Source organism: Variovorax sp. AC194 (assembly GCF_979257995.1).
This window is the reverse complement of record NZ_OZ409823.1, coordinates 4,160,477-4,182,076: the sequence shown is the minus strand read 5'-3', so window position 1 is coordinate 4,182,076 and position 21,600 is coordinate 4,160,477. Positions and strand designations below refer to the sequence as shown.

The window sequence follows — 21,600 nt, the reverse complement described above, 5'->3', positions numbered from 1 at the left end:
TCATGCGAACGCGTGCGCGATGATCGCGCAACACTTCCATCCATACCCCGAATGACCATCGCCAAGGCCGATTTCATCGAGGGCATCGCCAAGGGAATGGCGGTGCTCGAAAGCTTCGACACCGAGCGCCAGCGCCTCAATGCCACGCTGGCCGCCGAGCGCGCCGGCCTCACGCGCGCCGCCGCCCGGCGCCACCTGCTCACGCTCACCCACCTCGGGTACCTGGAGACCGACGGCAGCTATTTCTGGATGGCGCCCAAGGTGCTGCGCTTCTCGGGGAGCTACCTCGCCTCGTCGCGCCTGCCGCGCGCGCTGCAGCCCACGCTCAACCGCCTCGCGGCGCAGACCGGCGAATCGTTCTCCGCCGTGGTGCTCGATGGCGAAGAGGTCGTCATCGTCGCGCGCAGCGGCAGCTACGGCACGCCCACGCGCGTGCTGGCCTACGGCCTGCACCTGGGCGCGCGGTTGCCGGCGCATGCGACCTCCACGGGGCGCGTGCTGCTCGCGGCCATGGCCTCCACCCAGCTCACGCAGTGGCTCAAGGGCCGGCACTTCGCGCGGCTGACGCCGCACACCGTCACGCAGGCGCGGGGCCTGCGCCAGCTGATCGCCCGCACGCGCAAGGACGACTATTGTTTTGCCAGTGAGGAACACGAGCTCGGCGTGCAGGCGCTCGCGGTGCCGCTGCGCGACATGCAGGGCCACACGGTGGCCGCGCTCAACGTGGTGCTGTCGGGCACGCGCTACCAGGAAGAAGCCTTGCAGCGCGAGATGCTGCCGCTGCTGTTCGAGGCCGCGCGCGAAGTCCGCTCGCTGCTCTGAACTGAACTTCACCACGACCGCCGCCTCGAATCCCACAGACCGGACAACGGGACACAACCATGCGACTCCTGCTTCTCGAAGACGACGTGATGATCGGCGAGGCCGTGCTCGACCTGCTGCGCGCCGAGCAATACGCGGTGGACTGGGTGAAAGACGGCGAGGCCGCCGAGTCGGCCCTTCGCACCCAGCAATACGACCTGGTGCTGCTCGATTTGGGCGTGCCGCGCCGCGACGGCCTGGAGGTGCTGCGCAGCCTGCGCGCCCGCAAGCAGCGCATGCCGGTGCTGATCGCCACCGCGCGCGATTCGGTGCAGCAGCGCATCGAAGGGCTCGATGCCGGCGCCGACGACTACGTGCTCAAGCCCTACGACCTCGATGAGCTGCTGGCCCGCATCCGCGCCTTGCTGCGCCGCGCGGCGGGGCGCGCCGAGCCGGTGTACGAGCACATGGGCGTGAGCATCAACCCCGCCACGCGCGAGGTCACGGTGGCGGGCCAGCCGGTGGTGCTGTCGGCGCGCGAATGGGCGGTGCTCGAGCCGCTGCTGGCGCGCCCGGGCATGGTGCTCTCGCGCGCCCAGCTCGAGGAAAAGCTCTACAGCTGGAAGGACGAGATCAGCAGCAACGCGGTCGAGGTCTACGTGCACGGGCTGCGCAAGAAGCTCGGCGCCGAATTCATCCGCAACGTGCGAGGCGTCGGCTACATGGTGCCGAAAATATGACTCGCCCCCAGGCTTCGCGCACTTCGTGTCGCTTCGCCCACCCCCTACCGGGGGCGACGCCTACGGCCCGGCAAAGCCGGTTCCGTGTCGTCCCACGAAGGGAGTGCGCATGAGCAGGATCATGGGCTCGCTCACCGGATCGCTGCGCGCGCGCCTCCTGTGGTTCCTGCTCGCGGCCATCGTGCTGGCCGCGGGTGCGCAGGCGCTGGTGGCCTACCGCACGGTGCTGCACGAGGCCGACGACATCTTCGACTACCACATGCAGCAGATGGCGATGTCGCTGCGCTCGGGCCTGCCGCCGAGCGCGGCCGTGGGCGGCATCGGCGGCGGCGAGCAGAACTTCGATTTCGTGGTGCAGGTGTGGACCGCCGATGGCGTGCGCGTCTTCGAATCGGCCGACCAGGCGGCACTGCCGCAGCTCGCGGTGCTGGGCTTCGCCGACGTGCGCGCGCGCGGCACCACCTACCGCGTGTTCTCGATGCAGACGCGCGGCCTGGTGATCCAGGTGGCGCAGGACATGGCGGCGCGGCGCAGCATGGCCGGCACGCTGGCGCTGCGCACCATCGCGCCGGTGGCGTTGATGGCGCCGCTCCTGATGCTGGTCGTGTGGTGGGTCGTGAGCCGCTCGCTCGCGCCGGTGGCGCGCGTGAGAAAGCAGGTGGCCTCGCGGCAGGCCGACGATCTGTCGCCGGTGAGCGAAGAGGGCCTGCCCGAAGAGGTGCGCCCGCTGGTGCAGGAGCTCAACCTCCTCTTCGGCCGCGTGCGCCATGCCTTCGACGCGCAGAAGCACTTCGTCGCCGACGCCGCGCACGAGCTGCGCTCGCCGCTCGCGGCATTGAAGCTGCAGGTGCAGGGCCTGCAGCGCGCGCCCGACGATGCGGCGCGCGAGCTCGCCGTGAGCCGGCTGGTCGCCGGCATCGACCGCTCGACGCGGCTGGTCGAGCAGATGCTCGCGCTGGCCCGGCACGAGGCCAGCATGGCGGCGGGCGCGAAGCCGGAGCCGGTCGACCTGGGCGAGGTGGCGCGTCTTGCGATCTCGGATGCTGTCGCGGCCGCGCAGGCGCGGCGCATCGACATCGGCGTTGCGCATGCCGATGCGGCGGTGGTCGAGGGCCAGCCCGAGGCGCTGCGCATGCTGCTGCGCAACCTGCTGGACAACGCCGTCAAGTACACGCCCGAGGAAGGGCGCGTGGACATCGGCATCGCCAAGCTCGGCGATGCGGTCGAGCTCAGCGTGGACGACAGCGGCCCGGGCCTGCCCGAGCTGGAGCGCGAGCGCGTGCTCGACCGCTTCTACCGCTCGGGCGAACCACAGGCGCCGGGCAGCGGCCTGGGGCTGGCGATCGTCAAGTCGATCGCGGACCTGCACGGTGCCACCATCGCGCTCGCCCAATCCCCGACATTGGGCGGCCTGCGGGCGGTGGTCCGTTTTCCTGCGGCGGCCTGAGCCGTCCGTGCGGCTTGCGCGGTTTAAGCCGCGCTTAAGTCAGCGCAACGACATTCCTTTCATCGTGTTTTGCGTCATACGCAATTGAAAGGAACCGCTCCATGAACACCCGCCTGACTTCCCCCCGCGCCCTGGCGATCGCCCTGGCAAGCGCCGGTGTGATCGGCGCCGTCGGTGCCGGCGCCTACACCAGCGCCGTGAGCGCTCCGACCAACGCCACCCCCATCGCCGCAGCCCCCGCGATGGTGACGCTGCCCGACTTCTCCACCATCACCTCGCGCGACGGCCCCGCCGTGGTCAACATCAGCGTGACCGGCACCATGAAGGCGTCGGACGACGAAGCCGCAGCCGAGATCCAGGGCATTGATCCCGACGATCCGATGTTCCAGTTCTTCCGCCGCTTCCAGGGCCAGATGGGCCCGCGCGGTCAGAAGCAGCAACAGCGCGACGTGCCCGTGCGCGCGCAGGGCTCGGGCTTCATCGTGGACCCCAGCGGCATCATCATCACCAACGCCCACGTCGTGAAGGACGCCAAGGAAGTCTCCGTCAAGCTCACCGACCGCCGCGAATACCGCGCCAAGGTGCTCGGCGCCGATGCCAAGACCGACATCGCCGTGCTGAAGATCGATGCGAAGAACCTGCCCGTGCTCGCCCTTGGCAACACCAAGGACCTGAAGGTCGGCGAATGGGTGCTGGCCATCGGCTCGCCCTTCGGCTTCGAGAACACCGTGACGGCCGGCGTCGTGAGCGCCAAGGGCCGGTCGCTGCCCGACGACAGCTACGTCCCCTTCATCCAGACCGACGTGGCGGTGAACCCCGGCAACTCCGGCGGCCCGCTGCTCAACACGCGTGGCGAGGTGGTGGGCATCAACTCGCAGATCTACAGCCGCAGCGGCGGTTACCAGGGCGTGTCGTTCGCGATCCCGATCGACGTGGCAGTGCAGGTGAAGGACCAGATCGTCGCGACCGGCAAGGCCTCGCATGCGCGCCTGGGCGTGGCAGTGCAGGAGGTGAACCAGGCCTTCGCCGATTCGTTCAAGCTCGACAAGCCCGAAGGCGCGCTGGTCTCCAACATCGAGAAGGGCGGCCCCGGCGACAAGGCGGGCCTGAAGGCCGGCGACGTGATCCGCAAGGTCGACGGCCAGGCCATCGTCTCCTCGGGCGACCTGCCCGCGGTGATCGGCCAGCAGGCGCCGGGCAAGAAGGTCACGCTCGAAGTGTGGCGCCAGGGCGAACGCCAGGAACTGCAGGCCAAGCTCGGCGATGCCAGCGACAAGCCGGCGCAGGTCGCCAAGGCCGACACCGGTGCGGGCCAGGGCAAGCTGGGGCTGGCGCTGCGCCCCCTGCAACCGCAGGAGAAGCGCGAGGCCGGCATCGACACCGGCCTCCTGATCGAAGATGCGGCGGGCCCCTCGGCGCAGGCCGGCGTGCAGCCCGGCGACGTGCTGCTGGCCATCAACGGCACCCCGGCCCAGAGCCTGGAGCAGGTGCGCGAGGTGGTGGCGAAGGCGACCAACAAGTCGGTGGCGCTCCTGATCCAGCGCGGCGAAGACAAGATCTTCGTGCCCGTCCGCATCGGCTGACCGCAGGGCGCAAGCGGATGAAGCTGCCCGGCCAACTGCCCCTCGTCGTGGTTCAGGAGCGCGCGGCGGCCAGCGGCCTCTCAGCGCACATCCTGCCCACGTCGGCCACGATGATCGGCGTGTGCATGACCGTCATGTCGATCGGCCACCTAGGGCCGCGCGACGACATGCGGCTGCTGATCGACCGGCTCCTTGCCGTCGACGCGCTGGTCTTCCTGGCCAGCGCGCTGCTGTCGTTCATCTCGATGCGCTCGCGCCGCTCGGGTGCGCGGCTGGAGGCCTGGGGCGAGATGGTCTTCATCGCCGGCCTCGGGCTGCTCGCGCTCGGCGCGGTCACGCTGGCGTTCGCGTTGCGCTGACTTTCGCCGCGGGCCGCCTGCGCGCGGCCTTGCCGAGCCGCGCGGCCACGCGCGCGATGTGGTCCACCAATTCCGCGGGCGACTCGACCTCGAAGTCATGCCCGAGGCAACCGAGCCACACGGCCAGTGCATCGAGCGAGTTGGCGGCCGTCGCGATCCGCGTCGTGCCTTCGTCGATCGCCTCCGGCACGCCGCCCACCCAACCCAGATGCGCTTCGAGCGCCTTGACCGGTGCATGCACCACGATGCGCGCGTGGTGCAGGTAGGGCGAAATCCGCAGCGCCTGTTCCATGTACGCCGCGACATCGCCATGCGGCAGCCGGCGCGGCGTGAAGCGCGTGCCCGTCGGCACCGGCGCCACGATGCGGTCGAGGCGAAAGGTGCGCCAGTCCTCGCGCGCCGTGTCCCAGGCCAGCAGGTACCAGCGCTGGCCCGTCTGCACCACGCGGTGCGGCTCCACCGTGCGCGCGGTCGCCTTCGCGTGGTGGTCGCGGTAGTCGAAGCGCAACGCGGCCCGGTCGGTGCAGGCCTCGGCGAACAGCGTGACCGCCTTCAGCCGCACTTCCGACTTGCCGCGCGCGAGCGGCACCACCGAGGCGCGCACGCGGTCGAGGCGCTTGCGCAGCCGCGGCGGCATCAGTTGTTCGAGCTTGGCGAGCGCGCGCATCGAGGCGTTCTCGATGTCGCCCTTGCCGTCGCTCGGGTTGCCCAGGCCCAGCGCCACCGCGATGGCCTCTTCGTCTTCGAGCAGCAGCGGGGGCAGGGCGGTGCCCGCGCCGAGCCGGTAGCCGCCGGCCACGCCCGAGGTCGAGTCGACCGTGTAGCCGAGCGTGCGCAGGCGATCGACGTCGCGGCGCAGCGTGCGCTCGGTGATTTCGAGGCGTTCGGCGAGCCCTGCGCCGGTCCACGCGCGTTGGGCCTGGAACAGGGAAAGGAGCCGGATGAGGCGTGCGGAGGCGGACAGCATGGGCCGCATGATGCTCCGGATCGAGGACAGAATCTGTCCGCAATGGATCGTAGCCTCGGGTTTCCCTCAGCCACTCAAGGAATCACCCATGAAGAAGACATACAACGGCAGCTGCCACTGCGGCAAGGTTCGCTTCCAGGCCCTGATCGACCTCGCCGCGGGCACCGGCAAATGCAATTGTTCGATCTGCATGAAGTCCCGCGGCTGGGGCGCCATCGTCAAGCCCGAAGACTTCACGCTGCTCTCGGGCGAGCAGGACCTCACGAGCTACCAATTCGCCTCGCGCAGCGCCGAGCACCTGTTCTGCAAGACCTGCGGCATCAAGTCGTTCGGACGCGGCGACGTGCCGCAGATCGGCGGCGCCTACGTCAGCGTGAACGTGACGTGCCTCGACGACGCGACGCTCGAAGAACTCTCGACGGCCCCGGTGCGCCACATGGACGGGCGCAACAACAACTGGTTCGAGGTGCCGGCCGAGGTGCGCTACCTCTGACGGGCGGGCGCCATGCCGTGGCGGCGCTTGGTTTCGGCGCTGTCTGAAGAAGCCATGAAGTCGAGCAGGGAGCGCACGGCGGCCGGCTGCGTGGATCCGATGATTGGTGCGGCCGAGAAGGTCGTGACGATCTGGATTTCTTGTGGCAGCGGACCGAGCAGACGGATGCCTTGGAGGCCGATCAGTTCGCTCATCTGCTGGAACCCCAGCGCAGCTTCGCCGCGCGCGACCAGCGAGCCGACGGGCACGCCCGGTGGCGCCTGCACCAGTCGCCCGCGGATTTCATCGGCGATGCCCCAGCGCTCGAACAGCGCGATCAGCGCAACGCCGCTCGGGCCGGTCGAATAAGCGATGCGGGTTGCCGCTTGCACGGCGTGGCGCACCGCATCTTCCGTCGCGATGTCGACCGGCTGGGCATTCGCATGCACTGCGACGCCGACCTCCGAAAGAACGATGTCCACCTTGCCCGCCGCATCGAGCCTGCCTGCGGCAATGAGCTTGTCGATCGCATCCGAGGCCAGCGCCACCACGTCGAAATGCTCGCCGTCGGACACGCGCCGCGCGGCATCGACACCGCCCACTGCGAGGAACGAAACCGGCACACCGGTGCGCTGCGCATACGCGGCCGCGAGCTCGTCCAGCAACCCGCGCGTCGCCATCGAGCAGATTCCGCGAAGGGGCGTCGTCATGGGATCAATCCGGCTTGATGTTGGCGTCGCGAATCAGCTTGCCGTAGCGCGCCGCGTCGCTCTTGAGCAGCTTCTCGAACTGCGCCGTCGGCCCCGGCAGCGGCACGCCGCCGGCTGCCGCGAGTTGCTCGCGCACTTCCTTCGAATCGATCGCCTTCTGCACCGCGTCGTGCAGCTTGGCCAGCACCGGCGCGGGCAGCCCCGCCGGCGCCACGAAGCCATACCAGACGCTGGCCTCGAATCCGGGATAGCCCGACTCCGCCACCGTCGGCACGCCCGGCAGCACGGCCGAGCGCTCGGTGCTCATCACCGCGAGCACCTTCAGCTTGCCGCCCTTCACGAGCGGCAGCACTTCGAGCGCGTTGACCGCCACCACGTCGACATGGCCGCCGAGCACGTCGGTGATCGCCTGCGCGCCGCCCTTGTAGGGCACGTGGCTCAGCTTGAGGCCGGCGGTGTGCTGGAAGAGCTCCATCGCCAGGTGCGGCGTCGCGCCATTGCCCGGCGTCGCGACGGTCACGCCGCCGGGCTTGGCCTTGGCGGCGGCCACGAACTCGGGCAGCGTCTTGATCGGCGAGCCTTCGCGCACCGCGAACACCACGGGCACGCGGCCGACCATCGAGATGGGCGTGAAGTCGCGGTCCAGGTCGTAGGGCGCGGGCTGGTACATCGACGGATTCACCGCCAGCGCATTGGCCGCGAGCAGCAGCGTGTAGCCGTCGGGCGCGCTCGTGGTCAGCGACTTGATCGCGATGTTGGTGCCGGCGCCGGGCTTGTTCTCCACGACCACGGGCTGGCCGAGCACGGCCGCCATGCGCTGGCCGACCGACCGCGCGATGGCATCGACCGCGCCGCCGGCGCTGTAGCCGACGAGGATCTTCAAGGGCTTGGAGGGATAGGCGTCGGCCGCGCTCGCGTGGAACGACGCGCCGAGCGCAAGCGCTCCGGCGAGGGTGAGGGAGAGAGCGAGGAACGGACGGCGGAGGGAAGAGGTCTTCATGGTTTCACGGGAGGGTGGGACGGCTGCGCGTCCCAGGTCTGCGGCGCGGCATCCTTGCCGGCCACCGAATACAGCGCGCCGGGCGCGTTGCGTGTCTGCTGGAAAGCGTCCAGCGTCTGGCCGCGCATGGCGGCATAGATGTGCAGGTTCGACACGCCGACCACCGCGCCCAGCTTCTCCAGCATGAAGAAGATCACGCCGTAGTGGATGAGCCCGCGCCAGTCGCGCGCGCGCACCAGCGTGCGCTCCTCTGGCGTCAGCGCCGCGGCGTCGAAGGCCGCTTCTTCATCGGCGAGGAAGCCGGCGCGATGCTCGGGCCGCGTCATGCCGTGCAGGAACTTGTTGAGGCGGTACGCGCGCACGCTGGTCGCGAGCGTGAACGGATGCGTGCCTTCGAGCGATTCGATGCCGGCCAGTTGCTCGTGCATGTGGCGGCGATGGCGTTCCATCTCGCCGGCGACCGGCTGGCTCGCGAGGTTCTCGTAGACAGCGGTCGCGATGCCCGTCATCGACGGCAGGTAGTAGCTCTGGTGCGTCTTGCGGATGTTGGCGGAGAGCGCGCCGCGCATCACGAGCCACATGATGACCTCGGCGCCTTCCATGCCGCCCAGCGTGGCGAGCTCGGCCTGCGTCATTTCGGTGAGGCGCACCGGGTCGTTCTCGATGAGGTCGAGAAATTGCGCGTCCCATGCGGTGTTGTTGAAGCCCGCGCGCTCGCCATGCACCTGATGCGAGAGCCCGCCGGTGGCGACGATGGCCACCTTCAGGTCCTCGGGATAGCTCTCGATCGCGCGGCGCAGCGCCTGCCCGAGCCGGTAGCAGCGCCGCGCCGAGGGCACCGGCGACTGCAGCACGCCGACCTGCAGCGGGATCACCGGCACGGGCCATTCGGGCTCGTGCGGGCACAGCAGCGACATCGGCGAGAACACGCCGTGGTCGAGCGCGCGGTCCTGGAAGAAGGACATATCGAACTCGTCCGCCACCAGCGAGCGCCCGATGTGCTGGGCAAGCGCCGGATGGCCCGCGAGCGCGGGCAGGTCGCGCGCGCCGCCGCCTTCGTCGGCCACCGCATGCCGATCCCCCACGCCGAGCGAGAAGGCCGAATAGTGGTCGAAGAAGAACGAACTGACGTGGTCGTTGTAGATGAAGAAGAGCACGTCGGGTTTGCGCTCGGCGAGCCAGCGCTGCACGGGCGCGAAGGCCTCGAAGATCGGCGCCCACACCGGGTCCTGCTGCTTCTTCTTGTCGAAGGCGAAGCCGATGGTGGGCGTGTGCGAGCATGCGACGGCGCCGATGATGCGAGCCATGGCCGTTCTTCCTCAGTCGATGTAGCGCAGGCCCGCCTTGGCCAGCGGCTCGCGCATCGCGTACATGTCCAGGCCCAGCTCGCCCGCGGCGAAACGCTCGCGCTTGGCGGTCTCGTTGGCTTCGCGCGCCTCGGCCGCATCGGCCACCTGCTGCGCGCGTGCGGCCGGCACGACCACCACGCCGTCGATGTCGGCAACCACCACGTCGCCCGGGTTCACCAGCGCGCCCGCGCACACCACCGGCACGTTGACCGAGCCGAGCGTCGCCTTGATGGTGCCCTTGGAATGGATCGCGCGGCTGAACACGGGGAAGTTCATCGCGTTGAGGTCGCGCACGTCCCGCACGCCGCCGTCGATCACCAGGCCCTTGCAGCCGCGCGCCTTGAACGAGGTGGCCAACAGGTCGCCGAAGAAGCCGTCGGTGCTGTCGCTGGTGCAGGCGGCCACCACGACGTCGCCCGGCTGGATCTGTTCGGCTGCGACATGCAGCATCCAGTTGTCGCCCGGCTGCAGCAGCACCGTGACGGCCGTGCCGCAGAAGCGCGCATCGGGGTGGATGGGGCGGATGCGCGGCTGCATCAGCCCGAGCCGGCCCAGGGCCTCATGCACGGTCGAGACGCCGAAGCGCGACAGCTTTTCGACGGCGGCCGGATCGGCGCGCACGATGTTGCGATGGACGACGCCGAGTTGCTGGAGGGTGCTGGACATGGTCAGAGGCCTTTGGCGATGAGTGCGCGATCGAGGCGCGGATAGACGCGGCGTGCGTTGCCTTCGAACACCTTGTGGCGCGTTGCGGCATCGAGCATCGGCGTCGCGTCGATGTAGCGGCGCGTGTCGTCGTAGAAGAAGCCGGTCTCCGGATCGATGCCGCGCACCGCGCCGATCATCTCGCTCGCGAAGAGGATGTTGTCCACCGGAATCACGCGCGTGAGCAGGTCGATGCCCGGCTGGTGGTAGACGCAGGTGTCGAAGAAGATGTTGTTGAGCAGGTGGTCCTTGAGCAGCGGCTTCTTCATCTCCTGCGCGAGCCCGCGAAAACGCCCCCAGTGGTAGGGCACCGCGCCGCCGCCGTGCGGGATCACGAAGCGCAGCGTCGGAAAGTCGGTGAAGAGGTCGGACGTGAGGCACTGCATGAACGCGGTGGTGTCCGCGTTCAGGTAGTGCGCGCCGGTGGTGTGGAAGCACGCGTTGCAGCTCGTGCTGACATGCACCATCGCCGGGATGTCGTGCTCGACCATCTTCTCGTAGAGCGGGTACCAGTGGCGGTCCGACAGCGGCGGCGAAGTCCAGTGCCCGCCCGAGGGATCGGGGTTGAGGTTGATCCCCACGAAGCCGTACTCGCGCACGCAGCGCTCCAGCTCGGGGATGCAGCTGCGCGGGTCCACGCCGGGCGATTGCGGCAGCATCGCCGCGCCGATGAAGTGATCGGGAAAGAGCTCGCTCACGCGGAAGCACAGCTCGTTGCAGATCGCGGCCCAGGTCGACGAGGTTTCGAAATCGCCGATGTGATGCGCCATGAAGCTCGCGCGCGGGCTGAAGATTGTCAAGTCGCTGCCGCGCTCCTTCATGAGGCGCAGCTGGTTGCCCTCGATCGATTCGCGCAGCTCATCGTCGCTGATCTTCAGGTCTGCGACGCGGGGTTTCAGCGCGGGGTCTTTGAGGCCCGCGATCTGCTGGTTGCGCCAGTTCTCCAGCGCCTTGGGCGCGGTGGTGTAGTGGCCGTGGCAGTCGATGATCATTTTTTTCTCACCCAATCAGTTGTTGGCTCGGATGCCTTCGAGTGTGGTCGCGCGCGTCTTCGCGTGGGGTGAGTTCGGGTTGCCCTACCATCAGACTTTCTTATCGATAGGGTTTACCCCGAGGACTGAAATGAACCCGGCGAACCAGCAAGACAAAGTGATCGGCAGCGCGCTCGCCATCAACCTGCGGCACCTGCGCGCGTTCTCGGCCGTGGCCGCCGCCGGCAGCATCGCCCGGGCCGCGGACGAGCGCCTGTACCGCGTCGCCTCGGGCGTCACGCGCTCCATCTCGGCGCTCGAAGGCGTGCTGGGCCGGCCGCTGTTCGATCGCCGCGCGCGCGGCATGGCGCTCAACTCTTACGGCGAGCTGGTGTTGGTGCGCGCGCTTCGCATCGAGCGCGAGTTCGAGGACGCGCGGCTGCAGCTCGTCGCGCGCGGCGGCATCGGCGCGACCGCCGACGTGCCCTCGCTCTTCGCGTCGATCCTCAACGGCCGGAGGCTCGCGGTCATCGCGAGCCTGGTGGAGAAGCGCAACATGCCCGCCGTCGCGCGCGAATTCGGCATCACGCAGCCGGCCATCAGCAGCGCGCTGAAGGACCTGGAGGCAGGGCTCGGCGCCGCGCTGCTCGAACGCAAGGCGCGCGGCCTCGCGCCGACACCGGCCGGCGAGATCGTGGCCTTTCACTTCAAGCGCGTGCTCGCGGAGCTGCGCCATATCGGGCCGGACATCGCCGCCAGCGAAGGCACGCTGCAGGGGAGCGTGACCGTCGGCGCGCTCCCGCTCGGGCGCACGCAGGTGCTGCCGCTCGCGATCGCCGCGCTGCTCGCGCGGCATCCGGGGCTGCACGTCGCCACCGTCGAGAGCCCGTACGACGCGCTGGCCGCGTCGCTTCGCAGCGGCGACATCGACTTCATCCTCGGCGCGCTGCGCGGCCCCGCCGAAGCCAAGGAGTTGCAGCAGGAGGCGCTGTTCGAGGACCGCATCGCGGTGATCGCGCGCGCGGGCCATCCGCTGGTGCATGCGAAGCGCATCGACTTCGATGCGCTGCGCCAGGCGAGCTGGGCGCTCTCGCGGCACAACACGCCGTCGCGCGAACTGCTCGAGCGGTTCTTCTCGTCCGCGCGCGAGGCGCCGCCGATTCCCGCGGTGGAAACCGGCGACCTCGCCGTGCTGCGCGGCCTGCTGCTGGAGAGCGACATGCTGACCGCGATCTCGCCGCACCAGCTGCGCTACGAGATCCGCGACGGCAGCCTCGTGGTGCTGGACTTTCCGCTGGACGAGACGCGGCGCGAGATCGGATTGACGCAGCGGCAGGGCGCCTTCCCGTCGCCGGGGGCGAGGGCGTTGATGGCGGAGATCGCGGCGGTGGTGGCGCGATCGCCCGATTTCCGCGTGACGGTGCGCTGAGCCGCACAGGCGGCACTTGCCATGGGCGCGGCCGGCTGCCATTCTTGTCGCCCCACATGCCGGAGACACACACCATGAAGTACGAAGGAAGCTGCCACTGCGGCCGCGTGAAGTTCGAAGCCGAGGGCGAGATCGCCTCGGCCATGGCCTGCAACTGCTCCATGTGCCAGCGCAGGGGCTCGCTCCTGTGGTTCGTGCCGCGCGACGCGATGCGCCTGCTCACGCCCGAGGAGAACGCGAACACCTACCTCTTCAACAAGCACGCGATCAGGCACCGCTTCTGCCCGAACTGCGGCATCCAGCCCTACAGCGAGGCGACCGGTCCGAAGGGCGAGCCGATGGCGGCCATCAACGTGCGCTGCATCGAGGGCATCGACCTCGCGGCCGTGCCGGTCACGCACTTCGATGGGCGGTCGCGGTGAGGCGCACGAAGGCTCGCTTCGGCGGCCTCGGCGTCAGGGCCCTTCCATGCCCTTCTTCGTGAGAACCTCGCGAGCCTCGGCACTGCCGAGCAGCGCGAGAAAAGCTTTCGCGGCCGCCGGATCGCGCGCGGCGACTGCCACGGCCCCGGCATACACGGTGTAGTTCTGGATCTCGGCCGGGATCGGGCCCACCAGCGCGGCGCCCGGCACGGCGAGGATCTCGCTGATCTGGTGGATGGCGATGTCCGCGTTGCCGTCGACCACGCGCTGCGCCACCAGCCCGCCGGGCACCAGCACCGCCTTGGCCTCGATCTGTGGCGCGATGCCCATCGTGGTGAACAACTGCGACAGGTACACGCCGCTGGAGCCGCCCGCTGCCGGATCGATGTAGGCCACGGCGCGTGCGGCCAGCAACGTCTGACGGAATGCGGCCACGCTGCCGATGTCGGGCGCCGGCGCACCCTGCCTGACCGCGACGCCGATGCCGACGCGCGCGAGCCGCGCCGATGTGCCGGCATCCACCTTGCCGGCCTTGGCCAGCTGGTCGAGCGCGGCCGGCGTCAGCACCACCACGTCGAAAGCCTCGCCGTCGCCGATGCGGCGTTGCAGCGCGCCGGCCGTGTCGTTGTCGATGACCAGCCGATGGCCCGTGCGCTGCGCGAAGGCCGGCGCCAATGCCGCGACCACCGGCTTGAACGCGCCGGCCGTCAGCACCTTGAGGTCCGCTGCCGACGCGCTGCCGCACAGGGCCAGGAGCGCGAGGGCGATGATCGTTTTCAGGTTGCGCATTTTCTTGGCTCAACGAGTGGATGAAACAACGCGCGCAATCCACGCCAGCAACACCGCCACGACCTCATCGCGGTTGGTCTCGTTCAGCGTCTCGTGGCGCGCACCGCCGAACACGTGGCACGACACATCGCGCAGGCCCGCTTCGCGGTAGCGCTGCACCAGGGGATAGAACCACTCGGCCTTGTTGCTGACCGGGTCCTGGTCGCCGATGAAGAGGTAGAGCGGCAGTTCGGGCCGGATGCGCGATTGCATCGCCGCGGGCGTGAGTTCCGCGAGGTCCGCGAACATGGAGCCCAGGCCCTCGGCCGAGACCGTGAACCCGCACAGCGGATCGGCGATGTACGCATCGACCTGCGCCGGGTCGCGGCTGAGCCAGTCGAACGGGGTGCGCACATCGGGCAGCGCGGCGTTCATGTCTTCGAGGCGAAAGCCGCTTTGCAACGCGGCGCCCAGCAGGTCGAGCGCCGCGGTGCCCGAGAGCACCGCGCCGGACAGCAACTCGCTGTGCCGCGCCAGGTAGTACTGCGTGGCGAACGAGCCCATGCTGTGGCCGATGAGGATGAGCGGCAGGCCGGGGTGCGCGGCGCGCGCGTGGCGGCTCAGCAGTGCCATGTCGTCCACGAGGCCGGCAAAGGCGCGCGGACCGAATTCGCCGAGCTCGCCGCGTGTCGAGGCGCCCTGGCCATGGCCGCGGTGCTCGTTCGCGTAGACCACGTAGCCGGCCTGCGTGAGCGCATCGGCGAGCGGCCGGTAGCGCAGCGAATGCTCGCCCATGCCATGCGCCAACTGGACGATGGCCCGCGGTGCGGCGCCTTGCCAGCGGTGGGCTTCCACCGCATAGCCGTCGTTGGCGGTCAGCTCGAAGTTGGTTTCGATATTTGACATGCGGTGTCCCCGTGGAAGAGGGTTGCCATCCTAATCGTTGAAGGCGCGCAGCATGGCCTTGCGCAGCCACGCCTCCGCCGAGTCCTTGTCGGTCACCGCGCGCCAGGCCATCCTGATCTGGTAGTCCGGGCTCTCGAACGGCAAGGCCTCGTAGCGAAGGCCGCCTTGCGCCGACAGCGCCAGCGCCACGTGCTCGGGCACCGTGGCCACCAGATCGGTGCCGGCCAGCACGGCGGGGAGGCTGCCGAACTGCGGCACCGAGAACGCCACATCGCGCTGCCGCCCGAACTCGCCCAGCGTTTCATCGACCGTGCCGCACAGGTCGCCCGCATAGGTCACGAGCACGTGGCGGCGCCGGCAGTAGTCGTCGAGCGAGAGTTTTCCGGGAACGCCGTCCGCACGCAGCATGGCGAAACGCGCCGTGCGGACCTTGCGCACCTTCGCATCGGCGGGGAGGTCCTTCAGGAACGACATCACCGCACTCACGCGCCCTTGCTCCAGGTAGCGCATGGCGTTGCGGTAGCAGACCGTGAGCGTCACCAGCTTGGCGCCGGGCACTTCGGCGCTGAGCGCGCGCAGCAGCCGGGGCAGCATCGCGATCTGCAGGTCGTCGGTCAGGCCGATGCGAAACACCGGCGCGGCGCGCTCGGGCTCGAAGTCGGCCTGCGCGCGGAACGTGGCCTCGATCTGCGCGAGCGCGGGGCCCAGGCCCTGCATCAGCGCCAGCGCGCGCTCGGTCGGCTCCATCACGCGGCCCTGGCGCACCAGCAGCGGATCGCCGGTGAGCTCGCGCAGCCGCGCGAGCGCATGGCTCACCGCGGGCTGGCCCAGGTTCAACCGCTCCGCGGCGCGGCTGACGTGGCGCTCGCGCATGAGCGCGGCGAGCACCGTGAGCAGGTTCAGGTCGATGCGGTTGAGTTCGATGGGTTTCATCAGCGTCCTGGCGTTATCGATTGCGCGCATAGCGAATATCCCGCGAATCGATTTCCTTGATGGTCCTCAGGCTTCTAAATTTAAGCCATCGATCATTCAAGAAGGAGATTTTTCATGGGCAAGATGGTTCGCTTCCACGCGTTCGGCGGTGCCGAGGTGCTGAAGATCGAGGAGGTCGAGACGCCAGCGCCCGGCGCCGGCGAGGTGCGCGTCGCGGTCGAGGCCATCGGCCTGAACCGGGCCGATGCGCTGTGGCGCGAGAACCTCTACATCGAGGACGCGACGCTGCCAGCCGGGCTGGGCAACGAGGCCGCGGGCGTCGTCGAGGCGGTGGGCGAGGGCGTCGAAGGGCTGAAGGCAGGCGACAAGGTCGCGGTGCTGCCGGGCGCCGGCCAGGGCCGCTATCCCACCTATGGCGAGCACATCCTCCTGCCGGCGTCGCACGTGGTGCGGTACCCCGGCAACCTTTCGCCCGCGCAGGCTTCGGGCGCGTACATGGCCTACCTCACGGGCTACTTCCCGATGTTCGAGATGGCGCAGTTGCAGCGCGGGCAGGTGATGCTCGTGACCGGCGCTTCATCGGGCACCGGCATCGCGGCGCTGCAGATGGCGCGTGCGGCGGGCATCGTCGCCATCGCCGTCACGCGCACCGCCGCCAAGCGCGAGGCGTTGCGTGAAGCGGGCGCGACGCATGTGGTCGTGACGGACGGTGAAGACGCGGTCGAGCGCGTGCTGCAGCTCACCGAAGGCCGCGGCGTCGACCTGGTGTACGACGGCGTGGGCGGCGCGCAGGTCGAGCGGCTCGGCGACGTGGTCGCGCATCGCGGGTTGTACGTGCTGTATGGCCTCTCGGGCGGGGCCGAATTCAGGTACCCGGTGATCGCGCAGTTCAGAAAGAGCTGGCGCTTCCATGTCTACAAGGTGCTCGAGCACACCGGCGCGGCCACGATGGGATTGCCGCGCGACGAGGCCGCGCTCGGCCGCGCGCTGGCCTTCGTCGATGCGGGCCTCGGAAACGGCACGCTGCAGGTGCGCATCGATCGCGAGTTCGCATTCGGCGACGTGGTGCAGGCGCACGAATACCTGGAGCGTGCGGGGCACATCGGCAAAGTTGTGCTCACGGTCTGAGCGGCGCCCGGGCAAGCTTCTTGCACGTCGGGGCAAGCCCCATGGCGGCAAGCGCGACCCGGCGGTAGATTGCGGGCACGCCCCTGGTACGCCGCCCCTGAGATTTCGAAACACGAAAGCGCGTCTTCGCCCCGATGGCGGCGTTGCAAATCCTCGCGATACCTACAGGTATCGCTGTGGTTTGCGCCTTGCCCTCGGCGCGAATCCATCGCTTTCGTTATGTTTCGAAATCTCAGGGGCGGCGTACGGGTGACAAACAATGGTTTCCAACCCCCTGACCCCAGGAGTGCCCGTGGACGCATGGTCGAGCCAGCAGCTTTCTCCCTTGTACGGACGCGAGGTGTTCCGCTCGCGCGAAGCGGACGAAACCCACGCGCTGGTCGCCCATGAGCTGAAGGACCATCGCAGCGTCTGGGGGCGCGGCAAGGTCGATGCGGTGTTCTGCCGCGCCGAGATGAGCGCACTGTCGCTGTGCATCCTGCGCTACGGCTGCGACGTGGACATCGAGCCCGATGCGCTCGGCAACTTCGTGCTGGTGCAGATGCCGCTGCGCGGCCATGCCGAAATCCGCACGGGCGGCCAGACGCTGCAGATCCATCCGGGCCAGGGCGCGGTGGTGTCCGCGCACAAGCCGGTGCGGCTGCGCTGGCATGCCGACTGCGAGCAGCTGATGCTCAAGATCGAACTGGGCCGCCTGCAGGACGTGGCGCGCCGCGCCTTCGCCGTGCGCCATGCGGATGAGGTGGGCGAGATCGATTTCGAGATGCCGCTGCGGCTGGACGACGCCGCCGGCACGCAGTGGTGCCGCATGGTGGCCAACCTCGCGTCGCTGCTGCCTGCGGCGGGCGACGGCGGCACCCCGTACGACCCGCGCTGGCTGGCCCACTGCGAAGACAACCTCATGCTCTATTTGCTGTGCCACCGGCCCAACTCGGTGCGACAGCGGCACGATGCGCTGCGCCTCGGCTCGGAGACTGCGAGCCTCGGGCAGTTGCGGCGCGCCGAAGAATTCATGCGCAGCCGGCTCGATACGGCCCTGTCGCTCGAAGAGGTGGCAGATGCCGCGGGCGTGACGCGTCGCATGCTCGCGTTGCTGTTCCGACGTCACCGCGACCTGTCGCCGATGGAGGTGCTGCGCAACATGCGGCTCGATGCCGCGCATGCGCAGCTCGCGCGGCACGACGGCGCGAGCGTGACGCAGATCGCGCTGGACTGCGGCTTCTCGCACCTGAGCCGCTTCGCCGCCTGCTACCGGGAGCGCTTCGGGCAGCTCCCGCGCGACACTTCAAGGCACTAGGTCAGGACTGCACTAGGACTTCATCGCGCACTTGGCGGCCGAGCTGTCCTGGTAGTTCTGCAGCACGGTGCCGATCACCTTGTTGGTGATGCGGCCGCTCGCGTCCTTGCCGATCACGCGCAGGTAGTAGTTCTGGATCGGGAAGTTGTTGGCGCCGTAGCTGAAATCGCCGCGCACCGACTTGTACTTCGCGGCCTTGATCGCCTTGAGCAGCGCGGGCCGGTCGGCCACCTTGCCGCCGGCATCGCGCACGGCCGCATCCATCGCCATGAGCACGTCGTAGGCCTGGCCGGCATAGAAGGACGGATTGCGCCCGTTGTTCTGCTGGCGGAACTCGGCCACGAAGCGCTGGTTGGCGGGGTTGTCCAGGTCGTAGGACCAGTGCGCGGTGTTGAAGAGCCCGAGCATCGGCTCGCCGACGGCGGGGATCATGTCTTCGTCGGCGGAGAAGGCGGTCGAGATCAGCGCCACGTCTTTCGACAGGCCCGCGCCGACGAACTGCTTGATGAAGCTCACGCCCATCGCGCCGGGCAGGAAGAAGTAGAGCGCATCGGGCTTGCTCGCGCGGATCTGCGCGAGCTCGGCCGAGTAGTCCAGCTGGCCGAGCTTGGTGTAGAGCTCGTCGCCCACGCCGCCCTTGAAGTTGCGCTTGAAGCCGTTGACCGCGTCCTTGCCGCCGGGGTAGCTGGGGGCGATGAGCGCGACTTTTTTGAAGCCCTTGTCGGAGGCGAACTTGCCCGCGGCTTCGTGGTACGCATCGTTGGGGTACGACGCGCCGAAGAAGTAGGGGTTGCACTTGGCGCCCGAGTAGTCGCTCGGGCCGGTGTTGCTCGAGAGGTAAGGCACCTTGGCGGCGAAGAGCGGCGGGCCGACGGCCAGCGCGACCGACGAGCCCACGGGGCCGGTGAAGAGGTCGATCTTGTCGCGCAGCAGCATGCGCTCGACCACCTGACGGGCCAGGTCGGGATTGCCCGCGGTGTCGGCCTCGACGAACTCGACCGGCACGCCGCCCAGCTTGCCGTTGAGCTGCTTGATCGCCACGGCGAAGCCGGCCTTGGACTCGGCGCCGCCGACGGCGAAGGGGCCCGAGAGGTCCATCGCGAGGCCGACCTTGACGGGCTGGGCCTGTGACAGCGATGCGCCAGTGACGGCGGCGAGGGCCAACAAGGCCGTTCGGATGCTTGTCTGCGACATGAGAGATCTCCTCTTGAGGGATTCGGTTGACGTGGGGGGTGAATGCAATGCGCGTCGCAGTCTGCGTGCCGCCGCCGCGGCGGGCTATCCGTTTCTTGCAGCGGCATCGCTTGCAAAAAATGGACAGACAGTGGAGAGGGCGCTGCCCAGAATTCCGAAAAGCCCCACCACTTTGGAGACATCCACGATGAGTCAGTACATCGACATCCCGGCCAGCGACGGCCGCAGCTTTCGCGGTTACCTCGCACTGCCGGCTTCGGGCAGCGGCCCCGGCATCGTGCTGTGCCAGGAGATCTTCGGCATCAACGACTACGTGCGCGAGGTGGCCGACCTCTATGCCGAAGAGGGCTACGTGGTGCTCGCACCCGATCTCTTCTGGCGCATGGAGCCCGACGTCGACCTGGGCTATTCGCCGCAAGACTGGCAACGCGCATTCGGCTTCTTCCAGAAGTTCGACATCGACGCCGGCATCGCCGACGTCACCGCGAGCGTGAAGGCGCTGCGCGCGCACCCGGCCTGCAACGGCAAGGTCGGCGCGCTGGGCTATTGCCTCGGCGGCAAGCTGGCGTATCTGGCGGCCGCGCACTCGGGTGTGGATGCGGCGGTGGGTTACTACGGCGTGGGCATCGAGGCCGCGCTCGACCTCGTGCCGAAGATCGAATGCCCGATCGCGCTGCACTTCGCCGAGCTCGACCAGTTCTGCCCGCCCGAGGCGCGCGCCCAGGTGCTCGAGGCCTTTGCCGGCAAGCCGGGCGCGCAGATGTACGTCTACCCCGGCGTGGACCACGCGTTCGCGCGCACCGGCGGGGACCATTTCGACAAGCCTTCCACGCTCATGGCGCACCAGCGCTCGATGGCGCTGTTCAAGGAGGCCATCGGGCCGGTCTACGACCTGTCGGCGCTCTGGGACAAGCACTGCGAATACGAGTTCGGCACGCGCGACGTTGTGGCGACCATGGGCACGATGGTGAGCGAGCCCTACGTCAACCACATCCCGACGATGACCGGCGGCGTGGGCGCCAGGGAGCTCTCGCGCTTCTACAAGCACCACTTCATTCCGACGACGCCGCCGGACACGCGGCTCACACCGATCTCGCGCACCGTGGGCGCGACGCAGATCGTGGACGAGATGCTCTTCTCTTTCACCCACACGGTGGAAGTCGACTGGATGCTGCCGGGCATCGCGCCAACCGGCAAGCCGGTGGAGATTCCGCTGGTCGCCATCGTCAAGTTCCGCGGCGACAAGCTCTACCACGAGCACATCTACTGGGACCAGGCCAGCGTGCTGGTGCAGATCGGCCTGCTCGATGCCAAGGGCCTGCCCGTGGCGGGCGTGGAGACCGCGCGCAAGCTGGTCGATGAAACGCTGCCGTCGAACACGCTGATGCCGCGCTGGTCGAAGTCCAGCGGCCTCACGATCGCCGACCCCGCGCTGCCGCTCGGATGACGCAGGGCGCTGACATGCTGGCGCTGGTGGTGGCTTCGGTCACGCCGCTCACGCCGGCCATCAAGGCCTTCGTGCTGCGGGCGGCGAGTGGCGGCGACCTGCCGCCGTTCGCACCGGGCGCACATCTGAGCGTGAGCGTGCAGGTCGCGCCGTCGAGCGGGCAGCGCGCGTATTCGCTGGTGCGCCCGCACGACGGCTCCGGCAGCTATGAGATCGCGGTGCTGCACGAGCCCGAGGGCTCGGGCGGCTCGGCCTGGATGCACGGCCTCGCGCCCGGCGCGGTGCTGGCCGCGCACCCGCCGCGCAACGACTTCGCCTTGCACGAGGGGGCGCTGCCGCCGCTGCTGGTGGCGGGCGGCATCGGCATCACGCCGCTGCTGTGCATGGCACGCACGCTGGCCGCCGAGGGGCAGGCCTTCGACTTCTTCTATGCGACGCGCAGCGAGGAGGCGACCGCGTACCTCGCCGACGTGCGCGCGCTCGGCGGCACGGTGGTGCACGACGGCGGCGACCCCGCGCGCGGCCTCGACCTGCGCGCGCTGCTTGCGGCGCCGCAGAGCGGCCGCCACTTGCATGTTTGCGGCCCGCGCGGCATGGTGCAGGCGGTGGTCGACACCGCCCGCGCACAGGGCTGGCCCGAGGACCATGTGCACTTCGAGCTCTTCGCCGGCGCGCTCGCAGAGGCCGGCGACACGGCCTTCGAGGTGCGCACGTTGCGCTCGGGAAAGACGCTGACAGTGGCGCCCGGCCAGAGCCTGCTCGACGTGCTGATCGCCGCCGGGCTCGACCCGATGTACGACTGCCGCCAGGGCGACTGCGGCGTGTGCGCCGTCGACGTGGTGGAGGGCGTGCCCGACCACCGCGACCACAACCTGAGCCCGCGCGAGAAGGCGGGCGGCAAGACCCTGTGCACCTGCGTGTCGCGCGCCAAGACGCCGCACCTGGTGCTCGACATCTGATGAAGTTTCAGGA

At 69.1% G+C, this 21,600-nt stretch carries 22 protein-coding genes; 12 read left to right on the top strand and 10 right to left on the bottom strand.

Annotated elements, in window-relative coordinates:
• Positions 1-51: 51 nt before the first annotated feature.
• The 5 genes from ACZYRS_RS19905 (at position 52) to ACZYRS_RS19885 (ending at position 4,930) form a co-directional block, all read left to right on the top strand.
• Positions 52-822, top strand: coding sequence for an IclR family transcriptional regulator domain-containing protein (locus ACZYRS_RS19905; RefSeq protein WP_463420633.1), 771 nt, complete (start codon positions 52-54; stop codon positions 820-822).
• A 59-nt stretch (positions 823-881) separates the two neighbouring features.
• The gene (locus tag ACZYRS_RS19900; protein ID WP_042579965.1) at positions 882-1,541 is read left to right on the top strand and encodes a response regulator; all 660 of its coding nucleotides are present in this window, start codon (positions 882-884) and stop codon (positions 1,539-1,541) included.
• Between the two features lie 109 nt (positions 1,542-1,650).
• The gene (locus ACZYRS_RS19895) at positions 1,651-2,988 is read left to right on the top strand and encodes an ATP-binding protein (RefSeq protein WP_463420632.1); all 1,338 of its coding nucleotides are present in this window, start codon (positions 1,651-1,653) and stop codon (positions 2,986-2,988) included.
• A 101-nt stretch (positions 2,989-3,089) separates the two neighbouring features.
• Entirely contained in the window at positions 3,090-4,571 is a 1,482-nt protein-coding gene (locus ACZYRS_RS19890; protein ID WP_463420631.1) for a DegQ family serine endoprotease, read from the top strand.
• 17 nt (positions 4,572-4,588) lie between these two features.
• Positions 4,589-4,930 (top strand): hypothetical protein, encoded by a 342-nt coding sequence (locus ACZYRS_RS19885; protein WP_463420630.1) that lies wholly within the window; start codon positions 4,589-4,591, stop codon positions 4,928-4,930.
• Here the strand turns inward: ACZYRS_RS19885 and ACZYRS_RS19880 are convergent.
• Complete coding sequence (locus ACZYRS_RS19880; RefSeq protein ID WP_463420629.1) at positions 4,905-5,897, bottom strand: helix-turn-helix transcriptional regulator; 993 nt, start codon at positions 5,895-5,897, stop codon at positions 4,905-4,907. The two genes, ACZYRS_RS19885 and ACZYRS_RS19880, sit on opposite strands and share 26 nt — an antisense overlap.
• An 88-nt stretch (positions 5,898-5,985) precedes the next feature.
• Here ACZYRS_RS19880 and ACZYRS_RS19875 point away from each other — a divergent pair, with 88 nt between their 5' ends.
• Complete coding sequence (locus ACZYRS_RS19875; protein WP_198784257.1) at positions 5,986-6,390, top strand: GFA family protein; 405 nt, start codon at positions 5,986-5,988, stop codon at positions 6,388-6,390.
• On the opposite strand, the gene ACZYRS_RS19870 is transcribed toward ACZYRS_RS19875, so the two are convergent.
• Genes ACZYRS_RS19870 through ACZYRS_RS19850 form a run of 5 tightly spaced genes read right to left on the bottom strand, consistent with a single transcriptional unit; the run spans position 6,381 to position 11,125 of the window.
• Entirely contained in the window at positions 6,381-7,079 is a 699-nt protein-coding gene (locus ACZYRS_RS19870; RefSeq protein WP_463420628.1) for a substrate-binding domain-containing protein, read from the bottom strand. The two genes, ACZYRS_RS19875 and ACZYRS_RS19870, sit on opposite strands and share 10 nt — an antisense overlap.
• Positions 7,080-7,083: 4 nt before the next feature.
• Entirely contained in the window at positions 7,084-8,079 is a 996-nt protein-coding gene (locus ACZYRS_RS19865; RefSeq protein ID WP_463420627.1) for a Bug family tripartite tricarboxylate transporter substrate binding protein, read from the bottom strand.
• The gene (locus ACZYRS_RS19860; protein ID WP_463420626.1) at positions 8,076-9,386 is read right to left on the bottom strand and encodes a gallate dioxygenase; all 1,311 of its coding nucleotides are present in this window, start codon (positions 9,384-9,386) and stop codon (positions 8,076-8,078) included. The genes ACZYRS_RS19865 and ACZYRS_RS19860 overlap by 4 nt, the downstream gene beginning before the upstream one ends.
• Positions 9,387-9,398: 12 nt before the next feature.
• Complete coding sequence (gene ligK / locus ACZYRS_RS19855; RefSeq protein WP_198784253.1) at positions 9,399-10,094, bottom strand: 4-carboxy-4-hydroxy-2-oxoadipate aldolase/oxaloacetate decarboxylase; 696 nt, start codon at positions 10,092-10,094, stop codon at positions 9,399-9,401.
• 2 nt (positions 10,095-10,096) lie between these two features.
• The gene (locus ACZYRS_RS19850) at positions 10,097-11,125 is read right to left on the bottom strand and encodes an amidohydrolase family protein (protein WP_463420625.1); all 1,029 of its coding nucleotides are present in this window, start codon (positions 11,123-11,125) and stop codon (positions 10,097-10,099) included.
• A 130-nt stretch (positions 11,126-11,255) separates the two neighbouring features.
• Here ACZYRS_RS19850 and ACZYRS_RS19845 point away from each other — a divergent pair, with 130 nt between their 5' ends.
• Together ACZYRS_RS19845 and ACZYRS_RS19840 are read left to right on the top strand one after the other, a co-directional pair.
• Positions 11,256-12,533: a LysR family transcriptional regulator gene (locus ACZYRS_RS19845; RefSeq protein WP_463420624.1), complete on the top strand. Its 1,278-nt coding sequence runs from the start codon at positions 11,256-11,258 to the stop codon at positions 12,531-12,533.
• A 74-nt stretch (positions 12,534-12,607) separates the two neighbouring features.
• Positions 12,608-12,955, top strand: a complete 348-nt coding sequence (locus ACZYRS_RS19840) for a GFA family protein (RefSeq protein ID WP_198784250.1) — start codon at positions 12,608-12,610, stop codon at positions 12,953-12,955.
• A 33-nt stretch (positions 12,956-12,988) separates the two neighbouring features.
• Here the strand turns inward: ACZYRS_RS19840 and ACZYRS_RS19835 are convergent, their stop codons facing one another.
• From ACZYRS_RS19835 to ACZYRS_RS19825, 3 genes are read right to left on the bottom strand one after another with little or no spacing between them, the layout of a single operon-like run.
• Complete coding sequence (locus ACZYRS_RS19835; protein ID WP_463420623.1) at positions 12,989-13,744, bottom strand: molybdate ABC transporter substrate-binding protein; 756 nt, start codon at positions 13,742-13,744, stop codon at positions 12,989-12,991.
• Between the two features lie 9 nt (positions 13,745-13,753).
• Positions 13,754-14,629 (bottom strand): alpha/beta hydrolase, encoded by an 876-nt coding sequence (locus ACZYRS_RS19830; protein ID WP_463420622.1) that lies wholly within the window; start codon positions 14,627-14,629, stop codon positions 13,754-13,756.
• Positions 14,630-14,659: 30 nt separating this feature from the next.
• Positions 14,660-15,592 carry a LysR family transcriptional regulator gene (locus ACZYRS_RS19825; protein ID WP_463420621.1) on the bottom strand — a complete coding sequence of 311 codons (933 nt, stop codon included), beginning with the start codon at positions 15,590-15,592 and terminating at the stop codon, positions 14,660-14,662.
• 84 nt (positions 15,593-15,676) lie between these two features.
• Here ACZYRS_RS19825 and ACZYRS_RS19820 point away from each other — a divergent pair, with 84 nt between their 5' ends.
• Positions 15,677-16,690, top strand: coding sequence for a zinc-dependent alcohol dehydrogenase family protein (locus tag ACZYRS_RS19820; protein WP_463420620.1), 1,014 nt, complete (start codon positions 15,677-15,679; stop codon positions 16,688-16,690).
• Positions 16,691-16,982: 292 nt separating this feature from the next.
• Positions 16,983-17,987 (top strand): AraC family transcriptional regulator, encoded by a 1,005-nt coding sequence (locus tag ACZYRS_RS19815; protein WP_463420619.1) that lies wholly within the window; start codon positions 16,983-16,985, stop codon positions 17,985-17,987.
• 12 nt (positions 17,988-17,999) lie between these two features.
• Here the strand turns inward: ACZYRS_RS19815 and ACZYRS_RS19810 are convergent, their stop codons facing one another.
• A complete protein-coding gene (locus tag ACZYRS_RS19810) occupies positions 18,000-19,181 on the bottom strand; it encodes an ABC transporter substrate-binding protein (protein ID WP_463420618.1) in 1,182 nt (393 codons plus the stop codon).
• A 187-nt stretch (positions 19,182-19,368) separates the two neighbouring features.
• On the opposite strand from ACZYRS_RS19810, the gene ACZYRS_RS19805 reads away from it, so the two are divergent.
• Entirely contained in the window at positions 19,369-20,628 is a 1,260-nt protein-coding gene (locus ACZYRS_RS19805; protein WP_463420617.1) for a dienelactone hydrolase family protein, read from the top strand.
• The gene (locus ACZYRS_RS19800; RefSeq protein ID WP_463420616.1) at positions 20,625-21,587 is read left to right on the top strand and encodes a PDR/VanB family oxidoreductase; all 963 of its coding nucleotides are present in this window, start codon (positions 20,625-20,627) and stop codon (positions 21,585-21,587) included. Before ACZYRS_RS19805 ends, ACZYRS_RS19800 begins: the two co-directional genes overlap by 4 nt.
• The last annotated feature ends 13 nt before the right edge of the window (positions 21,588-21,600 follow it).